An 18,686-nucleotide genomic window follows, 5' to 3' on the forward strand; every position below is an offset into this window, starting at 1 on the left:
CCCATGAGTATCAGGACCGTACTCCTCTGTGCGTGTATTTGGCTTGTCACCGGCGCGACCGCGCTCGCCGAACCGATCCGGCTCGGACTCAACTACCCTCAAACCGGCCGTTACAAGGACCAGGGCCTGCAACAGCGCCTGGGCGCCTTTCTGGCGGTGGATGAGATCAACAAGGCTGGCGGCGTGATGGGCCGACCACTGGAACTGGTGATCCGTAACACCCGTGGTGAACCCGAACAGGGCGCTGAAAACACCGCGGAGCTGATTGATCAGGAAGGTGTCGACATGGTGTTCGGCGGGGCCTCCAGCTCGGTGGTGATCGCCTCCGGCAAGGTGGCACGGGACCGTGACCGGGTGTACTTCGGTACCCTGACCTACTCGAACGCCACCACCGGCAGTGAGGGTCACCGGCACATGTTCCGTGAACCCTACAACGCCTGGATGTCGGCCAAGGCGCTGAGCCGTTACCTGCAGCGGCAGCATGCCAACGATCGCTACTTCTACATCACCGCCGACTACACCTGGGGCTGGTCCACCGAGGAGTCCATGCGCAACTTCTCCAACACCGCGGACACCCAGGTGCATCCCGGGGTGCACACGCCCTTTCCGCGGGCCCGGATCACCGATTACCGCGCTGCCCTGGAGCAGGCTGCAGCCAGTGATGCTGACGTGCTGATGCTGGTGCTGTTTGGCGACGATATGGTGCGGGCACTCAACATTGCCTATGAGATGGGGCTGACCGAGCGCATGCAGGTGGTGGTGCCGGGTCTGACCCTGGGCATGGTGCGTCAAGTGGGACCGACCATCATGCAGGGCGTGATCGGCGCCGCACCCTGGGTCTGGAACCTGCCCTATGAGCGCGGCTATCCCCGTGGCCAGGCGTTTGTTGACGCCTTCTCCGAGCGCTATGAAATGCGCCCCTCATCGGTAGCGGCCTCGGCCTACAGCACCGTGTACCAGTACAAGGAGGCGGTGGAACGGGCCGGCACTACCCGCACCAGCAGCGTGATTGAAGAACTGGAGGGGCATCGTTACAGCTTCCTCAAGGACGAGCAGGAATGGCGTGAGTTCGATCACCAGAACGTACAGACGGTGTACGTGGTCAAGGTCAAGGAGCGGGAACTGGTGATGGAGGACGAATACAGCTCTGACTACTTCCACATCGTCGATTCCATGCCCGGCGAACAGGCCGCCCAGACCCGCGAGGAATGGGAACTGCGCCGCAAGGGGGCGGGTAAGCTGACTTCGCTGTAGTGCTGATCTCTTAGTAGTGCTGACCTGGTAGTAGTATTGGCCTGGCAGCAGTGCTGACCAGGCTTTAGCACAGACAAGGCTCCAGTCACACGCCCTCAGGTATGGTCGACGACGTCGGTTTCGGCTATACCTTGAGGGCGTTTCCCCGAACATGAGCCGATGGAGCCCCTCATGAGCCGCATCAAATCCTTCTGGCAGCAGCGGTCCCTCAAGTTCTGGTTGGCCAGCGGCCTGGTGATGACCATCGCGCCGGTGTGTCTGCTGGCGGTGCTGGGTTACCTGCGTTTTCACAGTGAAATAGTGCAACCGCTGGTGGCGGTGACCGAAGAGCAGAGTCAGGTGCTGCAGCCGTTGAACCAGATCGAAATCAATCTCTGGGATGTGTCCCGGGCGGTGGTGGATTATGCCGCCACTGGTCAGCGGGGGTATGCGGACAGCTACGTTGAACACCGTGACCTTATTGACCAGGCCTTTGTCCGGCTGGAACAGGCGGTAGCCGGGCAACCCCTGCTGGAACAGGATGTACGCCAGGCCCTGGCGGACTGGCGGGCCGTGACCGGAGACTCTGAACAGGTGCTGGGGCTGCCATCACGAATGATGGACGCCAGCCGGAGTCAGCCCCTGCTGGCGTTCGAGGACGATATCGATCGCCTCGGCCACGACCTGGGTAAACTGTTCGAGGATGTCCGGCTGGCCAACGAAGCCAGCCACCGCCGGGCCCTGGTCGCCATCACGCGATTCGATCAGCTCGCCCTGGCGGCGCTGTTGCTGTCCGTGGTATTCGGGGTGCTGGGGTTGTGGATCATCAACCGGTCGCTGATCGACAGCATGAACCGGCTGTCTGACGGCGCCATGAAGTTTGCCGATGGCGACCCGGACCATCGCATCGAGGTCCGTATTCCCTATGAGCTGGCGGGCGTGGCGGAAACCTTCAACACCATGCGCAGCAAGATCCTGTTGCAACAGCGGGAGCTGGAGACTGCCGCCATCACTGACAGCCTGACCGGGCTCCACAATCGCCGCCATTTCGATCGGATGCTGGCCCAGGAGTGTCTGCGGGCGGAACGCTTTGGCCAGCCATTGGCCCTGGTGTTGTGTGACATCGACCACTTCAAGAAATTCAACGACAACTACGGTCACCAGAACGGCGACCGGGTCCTGAAGGCGGTCTCCGAGGCCTTGCACGATGCGGTTCGCCAGGTGGATGTGGTGTGCCGCTACGGTGGTGAGGAGTTCGCGGTGATCCTGCCCAACTGTGATCGTGAACAGGCGGGTGAGGCGGCGGAACGCCTGCGTCAGACCATGGCGGCATTATCCGTCCAGCTGGCTGATGGCCAGACGGTGGCTATCAGTGGCAGTTTCGGGGTGGCGATTCAGTCGGATCAGGACACCGACCCGGAGACGCTGATCCGCCGTGCCGACGATGCCCTGTACGATTCCAAGCGCCACGGTCGCGACCGGGTAACGCTGGCGGCCGCGACCGAGGTGACTTGAGTCACTCCAGTACTTGCGGCCAGTGAGCATTGGCCTGACGGATAAAGCCCGTGGTGTCCGCCAGCCAGCGATCCTGGATGTCCTGGTTGTAGTTCAGGTACAGCCGGCCATCGACGATGCTCCAGTGCTGCGGATCGCCTTTCGCCAGGTAGCCCTGGCTGACCGCCCAGGCACAATAGCCGCCATAGGCGGGGGCGTAGCGTTCCGGGTTGGCCTCGAACCTGGCCTGGTGATCGGCGCTGGCGAAGCGCCACTGGGCGCCCTGATACTCACTCTGGAAGTCCGCTGAGCCTTTCAGCGCCTGGCCCTGCTCGAAGTAGCCAACGACATCGAAGCCGCCGGCGCCGGTGTTGGACAGCAGTCCGGTGTAGACGGGGTCTTCCCCCGCCCGGGCCAGCGATGCCACGGTGGTCAGCAGTAGAATCATGATGGTGCGTTGCCAGACGGCGTTCATTGCGATGTCCTCATGCAGACAGGATGGTTGCTCTTGGACACCGCTGTCGCGGGATTGTTACAGCCGCTGCCGAGCGCCTTTCTGTGTGATGGCTAACCGCCTTTAAGGTCAATGGCTTGCATCAGCCCCGGGGGCGGCGCAAACTGATGCCCGTCCGTGATCTGGCCAGTGAGACCCCCATGTGCCCAGTCCCCGATTCTGATTCCTCCTCACACCGGGATGCCCTGCTCCAACGCTCCTGGCAGCGCGCTTGGACGGGCCTGTCGCCCACTCGAAGCGGTACCGGTGATGCCCTTTGCCAGCAGCTGTTAACGGCCTGGCAGGAGCCCCAGCGCCACTACCACACCTTGCAGCACCTGAGCGAATGCCTGCTGACGTTCGAGCACCAGCGACACCATTGCCAGCAACCTGCCGAGGTGGAGATGGCATTGTGGTTTCACGACGCGGTTTATCAGGTGCGCTCTGGCGACAATGAGGCCCGCAGCGCCGAGTGGGCCCGGCAGGCGTTGGCGGAAGCCGGTATCGCTGAGTCCCGGGTTGATCGGGTGGTGGCGCTGGTGATGGCGACCTGCCACGGTGCCGACGAAGGCAGCACCACGACATCCGGCGATCCCGACCGGGCCCTGCTGGTGGATATCGACCTGGCCATTCTGGCAGCGGAGCCGGCGCGATTCGCCGAGTACGAACTCCAGGTCCGCCAGGAGTACCGCTGGGTGCCGGGCTGGCTGTATCGACGCAAACGTCGTCAGGTGCTTGCCGGCTTTCTGGAACGCACGCGGCTGTATCAGACGCCGGCGTTGTACCAGAGCTGGGAGACTCGCGCCCGGGACAACCTTCGCCAGGCCCTGGGGCTGGCGGGAGAAACAAACCGTCAGGGAGAAAGGCAATGACCAGAGCAATACGGCTGGAATCCATCAACGTCGGTGCCAGTGAGCCCATCGCCATCGGCAAACGGGTGCAGCAAACCGGCATCCATAAACGCCCGGTATCGGGGCCGGTTGAGGTTGGCATTGAGGGTGTCGCCGGGGATGTGATCGTTGATGGCCGTCATCACGGTGGCGTCGACCAGGCGGTCTACCTCTACAGCCGTGAGGACTACGATTGGTGGTCGGCGCAGTTGCAGCGTGAGTTGGCGCCGGGGATATTCGGTGAGAACCTGACCCTGTCCGCCTTTCCCGAGCAGCCTCTGCGTATTGGTGACCGGTTGCGGATTGCCGATGTGGTGCTGGAACTGTCGGCTCCGCGCATTCCCTGCGCCACCTTTGGTGCCCGGATGGCCGACCCGCAGTTCGTTGCCCGCTTCATCGATGCCGCCCGACCCGGAGTCTATGCCCGGGTACTGCAAGGCGGCCGCCTGGAGGCAGGTGCAGACGTGCAGTTCGAGCCGGTTGCGACACCGTCGGTCACGGTGGCGGAGATGTTCACATTGTGGGTCAGCAAACCCCGTGATCCGGCGCGGATGGAAGCACTGCTGGCAACACCGGTGTCCGAGCGCAGCCGGGCCAAGCTGGCGTCCTGGCTGGCCAGGCCGGACTGAGCCGCCGTCAGTGGGGCGTGGTTATAGCCAGGTGCAGCAGCGGGAATGGCCGGGACTGATCGCCAATTTTGCGGTTGCCGGCTTGACCATTCTGTCAGCCATGGGATCATGGCTCGCTCAATGGACTGACTGACAGGTTAACCCCTTCATGTACCGAATTTTGTCGCTGCTGTGTCTGCTGGTGCTGGCCGGATGCCAGAGCACCCCGGATGCCCCTTCCCCGGCGTCGTTGCACGCCGACCTGCCGCCGGCTTATGACGCCACCTTCGTGACTCCGGAAACCCTGCTGGCGGTCGCTGGTGACCACGCGGCCCTGGGTGTGGTCCTCGCCGGCGATGGCGCGACGCAGCGCCTGCTGCCGTTGTCCCAGCGTGGCCGTTTCGGCGGTTATCCCGCCCGAGACCGCAATGTGGTGGCGGTGATTCCCCGTGGTACCCCTCTCAGCCTGGTGAACCTGCTTGACTACCCGTCGACGGTGGGACAAGGCAGCGACTATCGGGTGGCGGTGCTGGCCTACCAGGGGCAGCAGTATCTGTTTGCACCGGTCAAGCGTACCGAGCAGGGGATCGACTGGCTGGTGAGGGCAACCGATTGCCGCCGCCGTTCAGCCTGTGCCTACTGGCAGACGCAGCTGGAGCACTGTACCGAAACCGGGGAATGCCACAGCGCCCTGGAGCTGGCCAACCAGCTACTGCGTCATGAAGAGCCAGACATCGACCCGACGTCAGTGGCCCGGGAGCCGTAGCCCCGCCAGCAGTGCCTCCAGCCCGGCCGGGTGCTTGAGTAAAACACTCGAATTGGAGGGCGGGACCGGAGTATTCTTGGGGGTTTGGGCAAGTCCTGACTGGCTAGAAGGAGATACCGCAGTGTTTGAGCAGCTCGATCCCCCGGCAGAAGATCCGATTCTCTCGCTGACCGTGGCCTACCGGGACGACCCCCGGGACGACAAACTGGACCTCGGCATCGGGGTCTATCGCAACGCCGCCGGTGCGACGCCGGTTATGGCTGCCGTGCGGGAGGCGGCGTTGCGTATCGCCGAGGAACAGGACAGCAAGAGCTACGTCGGCCTCGCCGGCAATGAGGTGTTCAACCAGGCGCTGACCTCGCTGCTGTTGTCCGGCACCCCGACCCTGGATCGTGCCGCCACCATCCAGACTCCCGGTGCCAGCGGCGCTTTGCGCATGCTCGGAGAGCTGATTGCCTACGCCCGCCCCGGTGCCAGGGTGTGGATCAGCCGGCCCAGCTACGTTAACCACCAGCCGGTGATGGAAGCCTGCGGACTGGAGGTGCGCGAGTACCCCTACTTCGATCCGCACAGCAAGCGGGTGGATGAGGCCGCGATGCTGGCCCAGGTGGCAGAGCTGGGGCCGGAAGACGTGCTGCTGTTGCACGGCTGTTGTCACAACCCGACCGGTGCCGACATTTCCTGGGAAAGCTGGCAGGCGATCGCCGACATGGCCGAGCGTCAGGGCTTCCTGCCGTTTGTGGATCTGGCCTACCAGGGCTTTGGTGACGGTCTGGAGGGCGATGCCCGTGGTTTGCGGCACCTGGCAGAACGGCTGCCGGAGCTGTTGATTGCCACCTCCTGCTCGAAGAACTTCGGGCTCTACCGTGAGCGCACCGGTGCTGCGATTGTGATCGGCGAGAGTCTGGCCCATGCCCAGCGTGCCAAGGGCCACATGCAGCGGATTGCGCGGGCGACCTACACCATGCCGCCGGACCACGGCGCCGCCATCGTTGCCCGGGTGCTCAACGACGACAGCCTGACCCAACAGTGGCGGGATGAGCTGGATGGCATGCAGCAGCGCATCGTGCGTCTGCGTCAGCAGCTGGTCACGGCATTCCGGGAAGCCAGTGACAGCGACCGCTTTGACTACTTTGCCAGTCACCGCGGCATGTTCTCCGTCACCGGCCTCAGCAACGAGCAGATTGCCCGTCTACGCCAGGATCATGGCGTCTACGTTGTGGGTGGTGGTCGTGTGAACGTCGCTGGCCTGAGTGAAAGTCGCATCGACAAACTGGTCGAGGCGTTCCTGGCCGTAGGCGCCTGATCAGCATCTTCCCCGTGCTCGCCAGCAACCTTTAGCCTGGCGAGCCTCCTCGCTTTGCCTTCCCTGTTGTGTTCACCGTCCCTGCCTGCAAGCGGGGAGCAGTGCGGTATGGATTGCCTTTCGCAGTCACAAAATTATAGAATGCGAATCGTTTTCATTAATGGCCATGCCGTTTCCTCTCATTGTCTTCAGGGCTTGTCGTGTCAGGCGCGGATTTCGCACAACAGCAGCTTCACTCGTTGTATCAGGACCATCATGGCTGGCTGTATGGCTGGCTGCGGCGACGGCTGGGTTGCTCCCATCGGGCGGCGGATCTGGCCCAGGACACCTACCTGCGGGTGCTGACCAGCGGCCGCGTACCCGACCAGGCCCAGGCCAGGCCCCATCTGATGCAGATTGCCAAGGGCCTGGTGGTGGACCGCCATCGCCGCCAGCGTATCGAACAGGCCTACCTGGAAGCACTGTCCCATCAACCGATGGCGGTGGCGCCGTCGCCCGAGGAGTCGTCGCTGGTGCTGGACACCCTGGTGCGGATTGACCGGATGCTGGCTTCACTCAAGCCCCGGGTCCGCGAGACCTTTTTACTGTCGCGTTTCGATGGCCTGACCTACAGCGCCATCGCCGAGCGTCTCGGCATGTCGGTGGCGACGGTCCGCAAGGACATGCTGGTTGCCATGCAGGCATGCCTGGCGGCGACTGAGGCGCCATGAGCCGGAAGTCGCGCCGGAGTGAGGGAACGCAGCGACTGCTGGAATCGGAGTTGCGGTCCCAGGCACTGGAATGGCAGGTGATTCTCTGGTCGGGTGAGGTGTCGGTCGAAGAGCAGGCCGACTTTGAACGCTGGCTCGCGACCGGTCCGGCCCAGCGGCAGGCCTGGCAACGCGTCCAGCAGGTCAGTCAGGCGTTTGAGACGGTGCCTGAGCAGTTGGCGGGGCGGGTGTTACGGGCACCCTCTGCCGACCTGGGCCGGCGCAAACTGCTGCTGGGTCTGACGGCCTTTGGCGGCGCCGGGCTGTTGGGTTATGGCGCGACCCGAACCCGGGTCTGGCGTATGGCCACCGCCGATTACCGCACGGGCACTGGCGAGCGACGCACGATGACGCTCCCTGACGGTACCGCACTGACGCTGAATACCGACACCGCCCTGGACCTGTTTTACACGCCATCCCGTCGTCACCTGCGGCTGTATCGCGGTGAAATCCTCGTCACCACCGCGATGGACCCGTCGCCAACCCCGCGTCCGTTCAGTGTTGGCACCTACGCCGGTGTGGTGCGACCGGTAGGTACCCGGTTCAGCGTGCGGCGCCTGCCCGGAGACGGTGTCGGCACTCGGGTGCAGGTGTTTGACGGCGCCGTCGACCTGGCCCCGCGCTGGGGCACGGCGATGCGTCTGGAAGCCGGCCAGCAGGCAGACTTCCAGCGCCGGGCGGTCAGTGTGCCGGCACCAGTGGCAGCGACCGAAGCCGCCTGGAGCCAGGGGCGGCTGGTGGCGGAGCAGCAGCGTCTGGGGGACTTTATCCGCAACTTGGATCGCTACCGCCCGGGGCGACTGCGATGCGATCCGGCGGTGGCCGATCTGGTGGTGTCCGGCGTCTTTCCGCTCGACGACACCGATGCCATCCTGCAGGCGCTGGCCCAGGCGCTACCGGTGTCGGTGCAGTCGATCACTGATTATTGGGTCACCGTCAAGGCGTCCTGAGCCTGCCCCTGCAATTGCAGCATGACATCTGTCACTTGTTGGCCTGGTGACTCGTCTATAAGAATGATGGGCTGTTCTCAATCAGCTTCTGGTAAGTCCCGAATCCCCCTGCGGGACGGTCAGAGGCTGCTGACGCTGGCGACCGACACCGCCCCAAGAGCCAGTGATTCGTCCCGATTCTGCCGTTATCTTGATGTTTTATAGACCCTTTCGGGAAGGCGCGTTAAAACCCTCTGATTGACCCTTGATCCAGGAGTACGATTTTGGAAAGCAAACGGCTGGTTGCCGCCCTGTTGATGGCGGGCATGCTCAGTGCCTGTGGTTCTGGCAGTGATTCCGACCCCGATGACAAGCCGACGGACCCGCCACCGGCGTTGTCCGGGGATGTGCCGCTGCCACCGGGCAATGGTGACTTGCTGGATATCGCGGTGGCGCCGCCGGCGTCGGATGTGCGGGTGAACTTTGAGCTGACGGAGCCATACCAGGTCCAGGTGACCGATCTGGCGGTGAGTGCCGAAGGGCTCTGGTGTCAGGTGCAACGGGGAACTGATGTGGACAATCCGCTCCCGATGGGCCGCGCCTGGCAACCGGGCTGGCAACAGAGCATGAGCTGCCACATCGACGGCCAGCAGGCGTTCCGCTATCAACCGCAGGACGGCGTCATCGTCGTGGATATGGCGGCACAGGATGGCAGCCGGGTGCTGCTGCTGGAAGCCGTGCCCAGCGCGTATGACGGACCGGGTCCTGCAGAGGGCTGGTTTGAGCTGCGATTCACCCAGCTTGACGGTGCCGGCAATACCCTGCAGCAACGTTGGCTGGAAGACCAGCCAAACGAGCAGGAGCTGTATTACTACTTCTATGAGCGTAACGCTGAGACGCCGAGCCGCCGGGTGGAGGAGAGTCTGAGCCATAACAACCGGCCCCAGATCGGCGCGAATACTCTCGCCCGTCTGCAGGTCCACGACGGCGTGCCTTACCTGGTGGCCCATACCTATGGCATCAAGGTGTACAGGTTCAATTCCGATCTGACCGTGGCCTGGGACCAGCAAATCATGCCGGCTAATCGCGATCTCTGGTTCGGCGACCTGACCAATGTCAGCCAAATGGCCGTCCGTGACGATGGCGCCGTTGCGGTGGCGTTTGAACTGTTCCAGGGTACCGAGCCCCGTGAAGATAATGCCCGGTTGTACCAGGCCCATTTCGGCCAGCCACTGGCGGACCCGAACCCTGGCTCCGATGTGGGCATCTCTGTGCTCAGCCCGGATGGTGTCAAGTTGCGCACCTTCATTGCCGGTCTGAAGGGCCATGATGAGGCGCTGACCAGCGTGTTGTGGCGCGGGGACGAGCTGGTGCTGACCGGCGGCACCCGCTATGGCAAGGCCGGCGCGGCGGGGGGCAGCAGTGAATGGGACAGTTACCTGGCGCGGATTGACAGCTCCACCGGCGAGACCCTCCACTCGCAACTGTTCCATGTGCATGATGAGGACATGCTCTTCGACACCGTACTGACTGACAGCGGCCGCCTGCTGATGGCCGGTGTATCCGGTTTTAGTCAGGCGGACTCCAACAGTCAGATGACCTACGGTTACGGGGTGATCTACGAGGTCAATGACGCCGGCGATGTGCTGCCGCTGATGCGACTGGACAAGCCGAGAAACTCCAGGATCAACGGCATTCAGGTGGTTGGTGATACGCTCTACTACCGTTACGATTTTGACGGCTATATCACCCACACCTGTGACACCGTCAATACCCTCTGCTGGAGCAAAGCCGGCGTCAGCAACCTGCGGTTGCCGTAACATCCACGAAAACGTGGCCGTTGTTGTAGCACTTTTGCGTTCTCGTACGGGAAACAGGGTATACCCACGCTGACCGTGGACTCTGTTTCCCGTACGAGGACGTTCTATGCTCATCAACCTTCCTTCCTCCTTCCGCTGTGCGGCCCTGCCACGGGCGATCCTGGTCGCCGGGCTGGGCTGCAGCGTCGTTGCCGTACCGGCCATGGTGCAGGCGGCGACGACGACCCAGCAGGCCCGCAACCAGGTGGATCTTGCGATTCCCGCCGGCAGTCTCGATCAGGTACTGAACCGCTTTGCCGCGGCCACGGGCATCCTGCTGGCGATCGATGGGGCGCTGACCGGGGGGCGCCAAAGCCCGGGGCTGACCGGCCGCTTTGGGGTTACTGACGGGCTGGCTGCGATGCTCGCAGGCACGGGGCTGGAGGCGGTGGCCCAGGGTGAAAACCGCTATGCCCTCAAGCGAGCGGACGCGGGTGCCATCATGCTGTCGCCAATCTCAGTGACAGCGGCAGGACAGTCGCCGGGCACCACCGAAGGCAGCGGTTCGTACGGCACCGACACCATGAGTACCGCCAATCGGCTGAACCTGTCGCTGCGGGAAACGCCCCAGTCGGTGACGGTGGTCACCCGGCAGCGACTGGACGATCTCGGGGTGGACAGCCTGAACGAGGTGCTGGAGCGGACCCCTGGCGTTTACCGCACCAACAATGACACAGAGCGTACCCGCTTCTATTCCCGTGGCTACGCCATTAATAACTACCTGGTGGACGGCGTGCTGATGCCCCAGGGTGGTCCCTACGTGTCCCTCAACAGCGACGCGGCGGTGTACGACCGGCTCGAGGTGGTGCGCGGCGCAACCGGGATGATGACCGGGGCGGGTGATCCCAGTGGCTCGGTGAGCCTGATGCGAAAGCGCCCGACCCGGGACTTCCAGGCGACGGTGGCCGGCCAGCTCGGACGCTGGGACAGCTGGCGCAGCGAGTTCGATGTGGGCGGTCCGGTCGCCCTGGACGGACGCCTGCGGGCGCGGCTGGTAGGGGTCAAGCAGGCAGAGGATTCGTTTCGTGACCGCTACCAGCTGGACAAGGAAGTGCTGTACGGGGTGGCCGAGTTTGACCTGACCGACCGTACCCTGATCACCCTGGGCTATGACTACCAGGCACCCATCACCACCGGTGTCACCTGGGGCACCGTGCCCTACTGGATGGCGGACGGTCGCAAGGCCAACCTGCCCCGCAGCACCAACTGGGCGCCGGGCTGGAGCGAGTGGTCGGTGCAGCAGAAACAGCTCTTCAGCAGCCTTGAGCATGATTTTGGCTACGGCTGGAACCTCAAGCTGTCCTACGTCGATGACACCAAGGAGTTTGGTGGCGCGCGCTGGTTTGGTGGCGGTGGCTACCCGGCTGCAGATGGAACCGGCATGCGAGCCTGGCGCAGCAATGCCGATCAGGAGATGGACACCACCACGGTCGATGTCCAGGTCAACGGTGCCTTCGCGCTGTTTGGCCGCGACCATGAACTGGTGTTCGGTTACGCCAGAACCGACAGCAAGCGCAACGTGCCGTTCCTGGTGCGGGACCCGGTGCCGGATGGTTACACCACCATCGAGGACTGGCGCACCTTTGATGGCCGCTTCCCGCAGTTCACCGTCACCGATCTGGGCTTTGATGCTGACCGCTACCGCACCAAACAGAGCGCCGGCTTTGCCACCGCCCGTTTCAGCGTGATCGATCCGTTGCACGTGACGGTCGGCGCCCGCCTCAGCGACTGGGACTACAGCGCCCGCAGCTACGATGAGAACGGTGAGCTGGAAGAGCGCAGTGCGTATGGGGTGGACCGTGAACTGACGCCGTACCTTGGGGTGACCTACGACCTCAGTGACCAGCTGACGGTGTACGCCAGCTACACCAGCATCTTCAAACCCCAGGACTACCAGGACATGAACGGCGACTTCCTTGACCCGGTGGTGGGGGACAACACCGAGCTGGGCCTCAAGAGCAGTCTGTTTGAGGACCGGCTGACGCTGTCAGTGGCCGCATTCCGCGGCGAGCAGGACAACCTGGCGGAGCGGGACGACACCCGGGACCTGAAACCGGGCAGCTTCGATCCGGACAACCCGCCGGAAGGCTACGATGAGAACGGTCACTTCCAGTTGCCGGGTGGTCGCCTGCCCTACCGCAGCACCGGCAAGGGCAGCGAGGTCAGCGGCGTGGAACTGGAAGCCCAGGGCGATATCACCGCCAACTGGAACCTGTCATTCGGCTTCACCCACACCAAAGTGGAGGATGCCGACGGTAATACGTTGCAGAGTAACCGGCCCCGCAACCTGCTGCGGGTCTTCAGTGGCTACCGTTTCCCGGGCCAGTGGAACCGGCTCAGTGTGGGCGGCGGGGTGACCTGGCAGAGCAAGATCTGGGACGACGCCAAAAGGCCGACCGGCGAGTTCAACGACAACGGCTCGCCGGTCACCGAGTCGGCCCGCATTACCCAGTCGGATTTCTATCTGGTGGATGCGATGGCCCAGTACCGCTGGCTCGACAATCTGTCCACCAGCCTGCATGTGTACAACCTGCTGGATGAGGCTTACTACCGCAATGTCGGCTTTTACAACGGCGTTCACTGGGGCGAACCCCGCAGCTGGAACCTGAAGCTGCGCTATCAGTTCTGAGCCAGCATAAAAAACGCCCGAATCTGCGGGCGTTGTGGTTTCTGGGGATGGGTGGCGATCGTGGCCGCTAGCAGCCACCCAACTGACGCATGATCTCCCGGGCGGTGTCTTGGAGGGCGTCGATCAGTTGCTGGCGGACGGCATCGCTGTTCATCACCGGGTCGGGGCCGGAGATGTTGATGGCCGCAACCACGTTGCCGGTGAAGTTACGGATCGGTACCGCCAGCGCGGTGGAGTAATCCGAGTAGTGCTGACTCCAGCCCTGGCTGCGCTCCTTCTCACACTGGGCTATCAGCTCCGGCATGGTTTGTGGCGCAGGCACCGGGTAGCCGTCGATGCGCTGGCCCTGGTACAGGGTCTGCAGCTCCGCCGGGGTCATGCCCATCAGCAGCGCCCGTCCCATGGCCGTGGTGTGGCAGGGAAAGCGGGTGCCCAGTGGCACGTTGACCGACAGCCGCTGCAGCGCCAGAGCGCGGAACACGTACAGGGTTTCGGCGCCATCGCGGATGCCGAGATGGCTCGACAGCGAGGTGCTGTCACGCAGCCGGGTGATGAACGGAGCGGCCACCTCGACAATCTCGCGACTGGCAAGGTAGCTGAAGCCCCGTGACACCACCTGGGTGCCCAGAGTGTAGGTGTTGGTTCCGATCTTGTTCAGGTACTGCATGTTGGTCAGCGTCTGCACGATGCGGTACAGCGAGCTGGTGCTGACCCCCAGCTGTTCGGCCATTTCCGCCTGGCTCATGGTCCGGCGCTGGCTGTCGAACATCTCCAGGATGCGCAGGCCCCGTTGCAGGGCCGGAACCGTGTAGTCCTTTTCACTCAAGGCTTGATCTCCCTCCGTTTAGGCAACCGCCAGTGACGACTGGCCGTTGCGATAGTTCCGCCCCAGAATCACCAGCACCACGGCGCCGGCGATGGCGATCAGCCACGGGCTGTTGCCAACCAAGACCAGGCCGGCAATGGTCAGCAGGGTCTTCTCGGCCCGCGACAGCGGCGCGCTGAAGTAACCGATGTAGGCGGCGGAAAGTGCCACTATACACAGCACCCCACTGATCATGGCAAGGCTGAACTCGGTCCAGGTGAAGTCCAGGAACAGCAGACTGGGTGCGTACAGGAACATGAACGGCACCAGTGCCTTACCCATCGACAGCCGGAACGCGGTGGTACCGGTACGCATCGGGTCGGAACCGGAGATACCGGCACCGGCGTAAGCCGCCAGGGCAACCGGGGGCGTCACGTCCGCCAGCACACCGTAGTAGAAGATGAAGAAGTGGGTGGCCAGCAGCGCGATACCAAAATCGTCCAGCGCCGGCGCCACAATGGAGGCCAGGATGATGTAGGTCGGCGTGGTGGGGATGCCGGCGCCCATCAGGATGCAGGCCAGTGCCACCAGGATCAGCGCGATGAACAGCGTCAGGCCGTCCTCGGTGACCAGGTCGAACGGAATCAGCGCACTCAGGGTGCCACCGAAATCGTGGGCCAGGCCGACGATGGCGCCGGAGAACTTGAAGCCCAGACCGGTCAGGGTGGTCACGCCCAGCAGGAAGCCGACACAGGCACACGCCGCGGTGATGGCGATGGACTGTTTGGCGCCCTCTTCCAGGCCATGCATCAGCCGCCGTGGCGTCAGCACACTTTCGTGATCCAGCCGGTCAAAGCCCAGCGGCTTGAGCAGCAGCGGAATGTAGGAGCAGACGATGGTGAGGATGATGCCCCAGAACGCCGCCAGGAAGGGCGTGAACTGCATCAGCAGCAGGGTCACCATGACCACCAGCGGGATCACCTGGTGCCAGTGGCGCGCCATGACATCGCCGAGACGGGGAATCTCGTCGGACGGCATGCCCTTGAGGCCGAGGCGACGGGCTTCGAAGTGCACCATGCACAGGGTGGCCAGGTAGTGGAAGGCCGCCGGGATGATGGCGATCAGGATCAGCTCGTTGTAGGGCACGCCGAGCATTTCCGACATCACGAACGCCGAGGCGCCCATGATCGGCGGGGTAATCTGGCCGCCGCAGGAGGACGCCGCCTCGGTGGCGGCGGAGAAGCGGCCGCTGAAGCCGTAGCGCTGCATCATCGGGATAGTGAAGGCGCCGGTGGTGACGGTGTTGGCCACCGGGGAGCCGGAAATCATGCCGAAGAACCCGGAGGACACCACCGATACCTTGGCCGGACCACCGCTGTAACGGCCAGCGACCATGGTGGCCAGTTCAATGAACAGCTGACCGAGACCGGAGGCCTGGGCCAGTACGCCAAACAGCACGAAGTGGAAGACGTAGGTGGCGACCACGCCAATGGCAATGCCGTAGATACCTTCGGTGCCCAGGTACAGGTGTTCCACCAGACGGATAACGTCATAGCCACGGTGCGCCATCACGCCCGGCAGTTGCGGGCCGAACATGGCGTACAGCAGGGCCAGCACGCCGATCACTGACAGCGATTCGCCCATGGTGCGGCGGGCACCTTCCACCACCAGCATGATGGCAATGCCGCCCATCAGGTAGTCGAAGGTTTGCGGGAAGCCTACGTTGATGATGAAAATCTCTTCAAAGAAGATCACCAGGTACGCCGAGAAGCCGGCACCGGCGACCGCCAGCGGCCAGTCCAGCCAGCCGGGCTTGTGGCCATTGCCGAGGAAACTCAGAGGCAGGGCCGAAATCGCCATCATCACTGCAAAGGCGTAGATGCCCCAGCCCCACCAGGCTGGCATCTGGCTACCCAGAGCGCCGACCAGCTGGTAGGCGATCAACAGGTAGAACGCACCGTAGGCCAGGCCCATGGTGGTGGCAACTTTGGGCCGCTTTGGCCGGCGGCGGGGAAACACCAGGAACAGCAGGCCCATGATGAAGGCCATGTGGACCGTACGGTGGGATACCTCATTCAGCAGGCCGAAACCGGCGGTGTAGATGTGGAACAGACTGAGCACCACACAGGCGGCGGTGACCAGCCATTTCAGCACGCCCTTCAGGTCCCGGAAGTTGGATTCGTTGTCGAATTGCTTGATCAGGTTGTCCAGATCCTGCTGGTGCATCTCAGGGGGATGGCCACCGGCCTGATCGGAGTCGTAGGTTCGCGAGTTGCTCATGCCTGTACACTCGGTGGGGTGTTAGTCACAGCGGGACACGGGGGCGATCAGCAGCCCGTTGTCCGGCCATTGGTTAAGATCAACGGTCTGTTGACCGGTGTGCAGTCGATTCCTGAAACGGGCGTCCGTCCGCACAATCAGCCGGGGGATGGGACGAGCCATCTCCAGCTCAAAAACGCCGTCGTGGTGACGGAAGGCCGTGGCATCCGGTTCGTTCGCCATCGAGGGCAAGCCCTGGCCGTGGGCGATGAACCGCTCCCGGGTCTGCAGCAGGGTCCAGCCGTCGTTATCGGCGGTGGTCAGCTGGTAGACATCGGTAACCGGTGTCAGCGACACCGAATGGATGAACGACAGCTCAAAGCGGGGTTGCGGCAGCGGGATGCAGGCGAGGAACTGCCCGCCGCGGTGCACCGTCACACGCAGTGCCGCCGCATCCGCGGTGCTGGTGAACAGGCCCAGCAGGCCTGCCACCAGCCACGGCAACGCGCAGCGCTTATTCGATGATGCCTTTTTCACGGAAGTACCGCTCAGCGCCCGGGTGCAACGGAATGGAAACGGACTGCAGCGCGGTTTCAACGCTGATTTCCTTGCCCTTCACGTGAACCTTGCCGAGGGTTTCGGTGTTCTCATACAGCGCCTTGGTGACGGCGTAGGCGATGTCTTCCGGCAGGTCGGCGTGGGTCGCCCAGATGGCCCGTACGGCGATGGTGTCCACATCGTGGTCGACGCCGTTGTAGGTGCCGGCCGGCAGTACCGCGGAGGCGTAGTACGGCTGGGTTTCCTGCAGCTTGGCGATCGGCGCGCCGGACAGCGGGATGATGTTGATGTCATGGCCGTTCGCCAGCTCGGTGATGGAGGCGGTGGGAGAGCCGGCGGTGATCAGCGACGCATCCAGGTTACCGTCCTTGAGCTTTTCGGCGGACTGGGAGAACGAGGAGTAGTCCTCGCCGATGTCGTCGCGGCTCATGCCATGAGCGGCCAGCAGGTCACCCAGCAGTTGCCACTGACCGGAACCGGGGGAACCGGAGCTGACGGTATGCTCAGCCAGGTCGGCAAAGGTTTCCAGGCCCGGCTGGGCGACCAGTTGCACGGTTTCCGGGTAGAGTGCGCCAAGGGCCCGCAGGTTGGTGATGGCCTTGCCTTCGAACTGGTTACGGCCATTGTAGGCGGCGTCCAGAATGTCGGCGGCGACAAAGGCGGATTCGATCGAACCACGGCCCAGCAGGCCGGCATTGGCTACCGAGGCGTTACCGGTTTCCGCCGTGGCGGACAGTTTCTTGCCTTCCAGCTCGGCGTTGTTGGAGATCACCTGGGCCAGCATGCCGCCCAGCGGGTAGTAGGTGCCGCCGGTGCCGCCGGTAGCGATGCCGAAGAACACCCGGTCCTGGGCCTGGGCGGCGCCAGTAGCGGCCACACCCGCACTGAGGGCGGCAGAGAGAAGGAACTTTTTCAGTTTGGTCATTGTTATCGTCTCCTGATGAGAGTGGGTCTTTCTGGTGCCATCGCGTGATGACGGTTATCGACACAGAAGAGTGTCGGCCAGCATCGCTGCCGTTTTGGCGGTGATGCCATGGACGTCGTAGTCCGGATTCAGTTCGGTCATGTCCACCAGCGGCAGGCCGTAGCGGCATTGCACGGAGCTGCGCAGGACTTCCTCTATTACTGACTGCACCACTTCCAGCGACACCCCCCGCACCGCCGGCGCACTGACACCGGGAGACTGGAAGTGCGGCAGCACATCCAGATCAATGGTGAGGTAGAGGACGTCCACCGCGGCACAGAAATCGCGGATCTGCTGGCAGATCTCGGGAACATGACGGGGCAGCATTTCCCGATCCTCCCGGTACAACACCCCGAGTTCGTCTGCCCGGTCGAACAGCGCCTGGGTGTTGCTGGTACGGGAAACGCCCAGACAGCAGTAATGGAAGGCATCGGTGCCCAGCTTTTCTGCGATCTGGTAGAAAGGGGTGCCGGAGGATACCCCATCGGCCCCCGGTTTGCGTAGATCGAAATGGGCGTCGAGATTGATGATGCCTACCCGGGTGTTGGCCGGCAGGGTCTGGTACAGCCCGCTGAAGCAGCCCCAGGCGGTTTCGTGGCCACCGCCGATCACCAGCAACCGGTAGACCCGGTCCAGACTCTCGGCCACCGCCTCGGCCAGGCGGGCCTGGCCAGCCTCCAGGGCATCGCCTTCAACCACCACGTCTCCGAAGTCCAGCATCCGCGACCGGTCGCCGTGCCAGGCCAGGTTGCGCAGTTGGCCGCGAAACGCCGTTGGTCCCGCAGCAGCGCCGGGGCGGCCTTTGTTGCGGCGGACGCCGGCGTCACAGGCAAACCCCAGTAAACCGAACTCGGCGTGGCCGGGGGTCTGGCTGGCCGGGTCGATGCGCTGATGCCAGCGTACCGAAGACGGGCCATCTTCCGGATCGAGTCTGCCTTGCCAGGGTTGGGGTTGAAGATCGATTGCCATAGTTACACCTAGATATTAACTTAAGACGCATATAAGCACATAAACTGATCGTTTCAAACCGTATATGGCAACAAGTTATTCATATTTAAATTCTAAATACTCATATGATTTTGTTTCGCCTGTTTTGGTGAAATTATCGCCTGCTGATAAGGCGCTTCCCGGAGCGCGGCGTATA

Annotated in this window: 16 protein-coding genes; 10 read left to right on the top strand and 6 right to left on the bottom strand. The window is 63.3% G+C overall.

The annotated features are described in order from the left end of the window. Nucleotides 1-3: 3 nt before the first annotated feature. Complete coding sequence (locus tag MLD24_RS12555; RefSeq protein WP_227172935.1) at nt 4-1,254, top strand: substrate-binding protein; 1,251 nt, start codon at nt 4-6, stop codon at nt 1,252-1,254. Between the two features lie 171 nt (nt 1,255-1,425). Beyond that, nucleotides 1,426-2,748 carry a diguanylate cyclase gene (locus MLD24_RS12560; RefSeq protein ID WP_248166894.1) on the top strand — a complete coding sequence of 441 codons (1,323 nt, stop codon included), beginning with the start codon at nt 1,426-1,428 and terminating at the stop codon, nt 2,746-2,748. A gap of 1 nt (nt 2,749) precedes the next feature. Here the strand turns inward: MLD24_RS12560 and MLD24_RS12565 are convergent, their stop codons facing one another. Beyond that, complete coding sequence (locus MLD24_RS12565; protein ID WP_248166895.1) at nt 2,750-3,202, bottom strand: YHS domain-containing (seleno)protein; 453 nt, start codon at nt 3,200-3,202, stop codon at nt 2,750-2,752. 179 nt (nt 3,203-3,381) lie between these two features. Between MLD24_RS12565 and MLD24_RS12570 the strand changes: the two genes are divergently transcribed. The 8 genes from MLD24_RS12570 (at nt 3,382) to MLD24_RS12605 (ending at nt 12,956) form a co-directional block, all read left to right on the top strand. Continuing rightward, nucleotides 3,382-4,092: an HD domain-containing protein gene (locus tag MLD24_RS12570; protein WP_248166896.1), complete on the top strand. Its 711-nt coding sequence runs from the start codon at nt 3,382-3,384 to the stop codon at nt 4,090-4,092. Continuing rightward, nucleotides 4,089-4,739, top strand: a complete 651-nt coding sequence (locus MLD24_RS12575) for an MOSC domain-containing protein (RefSeq protein WP_248166897.1) — start codon at nt 4,089-4,091, stop codon at nt 4,737-4,739. Before MLD24_RS12570 ends, MLD24_RS12575 begins: the two co-directional genes overlap by 4 nt. Nucleotides 4,740-4,887: 148 nt before the next feature. Then, nucleotides 4,888-5,484, top strand: a complete 597-nt coding sequence (locus MLD24_RS12580; protein WP_248166898.1) for a hypothetical protein — start codon at nt 4,888-4,890, stop codon at nt 5,482-5,484. 121 nt (nt 5,485-5,605) lie between these two features. Beyond that, nucleotides 5,606-6,790 (top strand): amino acid aminotransferase, encoded by a 1,185-nt coding sequence (locus MLD24_RS12585; RefSeq protein ID WP_248166899.1) that lies wholly within the window; start codon nt 5,606-5,608, stop codon nt 6,788-6,790. A gap of 200 nt (nt 6,791-6,990) precedes the next feature. Continuing rightward, nucleotides 6,991-7,500 (top strand): sigma-70 family RNA polymerase sigma factor, encoded by a 510-nt coding sequence (locus MLD24_RS12590; RefSeq protein WP_248166900.1) that lies wholly within the window; start codon nt 6,991-6,993, stop codon nt 7,498-7,500. After that, on the top strand, nt 7,497-8,489 hold the full coding sequence (locus MLD24_RS12595; protein ID WP_248166901.1) for a FecR domain-containing protein: 993 nt from the start codon (nt 7,497-7,499) through the stop codon (nt 8,487-8,489). The genes MLD24_RS12590 and MLD24_RS12595 overlap by 4 nt, the downstream gene beginning before the upstream one ends. A gap of 263 nt (nt 8,490-8,752) precedes the next feature. Next, on the top strand, nt 8,753-10,288 hold the full coding sequence (locus MLD24_RS12600) for a hypothetical protein (RefSeq protein ID WP_248166902.1): 1,536 nt from the start codon (nt 8,753-8,755) through the stop codon (nt 10,286-10,288). Between the two features lie 106 nt (nt 10,289-10,394). After that, a complete protein-coding gene (locus MLD24_RS12605) occupies nt 10,395-12,956 on the top strand; it encodes a TonB-dependent siderophore receptor (protein WP_248166903.1) in 2,562 nt (853 codons plus the stop codon). Nucleotides 12,957-13,023: 67 nt separating this feature from the next. Here MLD24_RS12605 and MLD24_RS12610 read toward each other — a convergent pair whose 3' ends face one another. From MLD24_RS12610 to hutG, 5 genes are read right to left on the bottom strand one after another with little or no spacing between them, the layout of a single operon-like run. After that, nucleotides 13,024-13,782: an IclR family transcriptional regulator gene (locus MLD24_RS12610; RefSeq protein ID WP_248166904.1), complete on the bottom strand. Its 759-nt coding sequence runs from the start codon at nt 13,780-13,782 to the stop codon at nt 13,024-13,026. 18 nt (nt 13,783-13,800) lie between these two features. After that, nucleotides 13,801-16,041: a TRAP transporter permease gene (locus tag MLD24_RS12615; protein WP_248166905.1), complete on the bottom strand. Its 2,241-nt coding sequence runs from the start codon at nt 16,039-16,041 to the stop codon at nt 13,801-13,803. Between the two features lie 21 nt (nt 16,042-16,062). Next, entirely contained in the window at nt 16,063-16,557 is a 495-nt protein-coding gene (locus MLD24_RS12620; RefSeq protein ID WP_248166906.1) for a DUF1850 domain-containing protein, read from the bottom strand. After that, nucleotides 16,535-17,503 carry a TAXI family TRAP transporter solute-binding subunit gene (locus tag MLD24_RS12625; RefSeq protein WP_227172919.1) on the bottom strand — a complete coding sequence of 323 codons (969 nt, stop codon included), beginning with the start codon at nt 17,501-17,503 and terminating at the stop codon, nt 16,535-16,537. Before MLD24_RS12625 ends, MLD24_RS12620 begins: the two co-directional genes overlap by 23 nt. 54 nt (nt 17,504-17,557) lie before the next feature. Next, nucleotides 17,558-18,511 carry a formimidoylglutamase gene (gene hutG / locus MLD24_RS12630; protein WP_248166907.1) on the bottom strand — a complete coding sequence of 318 codons (954 nt, stop codon included), beginning with the start codon at nt 18,509-18,511 and terminating at the stop codon, nt 17,558-17,560. Nucleotides 18,512-18,686: the final 175 nt, after the last annotated feature.

Origin of the sequence: Marinobacter xestospongiae, from assembly GCF_023156385.1 — a bacterium.
GTDB lineage: Bacteria > Pseudomonadota > Gammaproteobacteria > Pseudomonadales > Oleiphilaceae > Marinobacter > Marinobacter xestospongiae.